Origin of the sequence: Roseateles sp., assembly GCF_049240545.1 — a bacterium.
Taxonomy (GTDB): Bacteria; Pseudomonadota; Gammaproteobacteria; order Burkholderiales; family Burkholderiaceae_C; genus Paucibacter_A.
Map to the genome: position 1 here is coordinate 1 of NZ_JBMLSK010000205.1, position 2275 is coordinate 2275.

The following is a 2275-nucleotide window of genomic DNA, read 5'->3' on the forward strand; positions in this document are numbered from 1 at the left end:
CGGAATTGGATGGGCTCGGCCTCGCATGCGGTGGCGACAACGGCTTCGCTGGCCTGTTGGCGCCGACTGAAATTTGACCCACTTCAGAGGATCATGCCGACTGAAAACTGACCCAGGTGTTCAACCTACCCTGCCCGACATATTCACAGAGGGGCGGGGTGTGAGGAGTGATCACCATGGCCATGATTGGCAAGGTCCTGCGGATGCGCCACCGCGAGAAGAAGTCGGTGCGGGAGATCGTCAAGGCGACGAGCTTGGCGAGGAACACGGTGCGCAAGTACCTGCGCATCGGCAAGGCGGAGGCGCCGAAGTACAGCCGGCCCGAGGTGCCGACGAAGCTGGCACCGTTCGTGGAGGCGGTGCAGCAGGCACTTCTGGCTGATGCGAGGCGGCCGAAGAAGGAACGGCGAACCGCCAAGGCCCTGCATGTCCAGCTTGCGGCAGCCGGCTACGAGGGCGGCTACAGCCGGCTGACCGACTACATCCGACAGTGGCGAGCCGAGCGCGGCGGCGTGCAGGCAGGCGATGCCTACGTGCCGCTGAGCTTCGAGTTGGGCGAGGCGTTCCAGTTCGACTGGAGCGAAGAGCCGCTGGTCATTGGCGGGCAGTACCAGCGGTTGCAGGTCGCGCACATGAAGCTGTGCGCGAGCCGGGCGTTCTGGCTGGTGGCCTACCCTGGCCAGGGCCACGAGATGCTGTTCGATGCCCACACCCGCTCGTTCGCAGCGCTGGGCGGCGTGCCGCGCCGAGGCATCTACGACAACATGAAGACCGCCGTGGACCGCGTGGGCAAGGGCAAGACGCGTGAGGTCAACCAGCGCTTCACGACCATGTGCGCGCACTACCTGTTCGACGCCGACTTCTGTAACGTGGCCTCGGGCTGGGAGAAGGGCGTCGTCGAGAAGAACGTGCAGGACAGCCGCAGGCGCATCTGGCTGGATGCGCGGGAGCAGCGCTTCAGCGGCCTGGACGAACTCAACGCCTGGCTGGGCGAGCGCTGCCGTGCGCTGTGGACCGAGCTACGCCACCCCGAGCACAAGGCGTTCAGCGTGGCGGAGATGCTGGAGTTGGAGCGGCAGCACCTGATGCCGATGCCAGCGCCCTTCGACGGCTACGTGCAGGAGTTCAGCCGTGTCAGCAGCACGTGCCTGGTGACGGCAGCACGCAACCGCTACTCGGTGCCGTGCGAGTGGGCGCGGCACACGGTAAGCACGCGGCTGTACCCGGGCCGGGTGGTGATCGTTGCCGAGGAGCGGGTGGTGGCCGAGCATGAGCGGCAACCTGGCAAGGGCAAGACCGTCTACGACTGGCAGCACTATGTGCCGCTGTTGCAGAGGAAGCCGGGTGCGCTGCGCAACGGCGCGCCGTTCATGGACCTGCCCGAGCCCCTGGCCCGGCTGCGCCAGGCCCTGCTCAAGCACGCTGGTGGAGACCGGCTGATGGCCCAGGTGCTGGGTCTGGTCAAGGGCTCCGGGCTGGACGCTGTTCTGGTGGCGGCCGAGTTGGCGCTGGAGCGTGCCGGGCCCAGCGGCCGGGTCAGCCCCGAGCACGTAGGCAACGTGCTGGCCCGCCTGACGGCACCGCCTCGCCCGGAGAACGTTGCCACGGCGCTGAGCGCACTGACGCCACCGAAGGCCGACACCGCGCGCTATGACGAGCTGCGCCGCCTGAGCATCGAACAGGGGGCCGAAGATGCGTGACGTCATCGCTGAGTTGAAGTCGCTGCGTCTGCACGGCATGGCCGCCACCTGGGCCGAGCTGGGCGAGCAGAACAACGGCGAGCTGGAGCGCTCGCGCTGGCTCGTCGAGCACATGCTCATGGCCGAGGCTAGCGACCGGGCCACTCGCTCGGTCAGCCACCAGATGGCCACAGCCAAGTTCCCCGTACACCGTGACCTGGCGGGCTTCGACTTCGAGGTCTCCCCGGTGGACCGCAAGCTCGTCGCGCAATTGGCCAGCTGCGAGTTCACGCAGGCGGCGCACAACGCAGTGCTGGTGGGTGGGCCCGGTACTGGCAAGAGCCACCTGGCCACGGCCATCGGCGTGGCCGGCATCACCGAGCACGGCAAGCGGGTGCGGTTCTACTCGACCGTGGACCTGGTCAACGCGCTGGAGCGGGAGAAGGCCGAAGGCAAGGCCGGGCGCATCGCCGGCAGCTTGCTGCGCATGGACCTGGTCGTCCTGGACGAACTGGGCTACCTGCCGTTCAGCCAGGCCGGGGGCGCGCTGCTGTTCCACCTGCTGAGCAAGCTGTACGAGCACACCAGCGTCGTGA

General features: G+C 67.6%; 2 protein-coding genes. Both read left to right on the forward strand.

Annotation, left to right across the window (positions count from 1 at the left end; genetic code table 11):
* Window positions 1-176: 176 nt before the first annotated feature.
* On the forward strand, window positions 177-1700 hold the full coding sequence (gene istA, locus ACOVRJ_RS13120) for an IS21 family transposase (protein ID WP_422044295.1): 1524 nt from the start codon (window positions 177-179) through the stop codon (window positions 1698-1700).
* Window positions 1693-2275, forward strand: a 583-nt coding sequence (locus ACOVRJ_RS13125; protein WP_422044296.1) for an ATP-binding protein, incomplete at its 3' end; no start/stop codon positions are given. The genes istA and ACOVRJ_RS13125, both read left to right, overlap by 8 nt.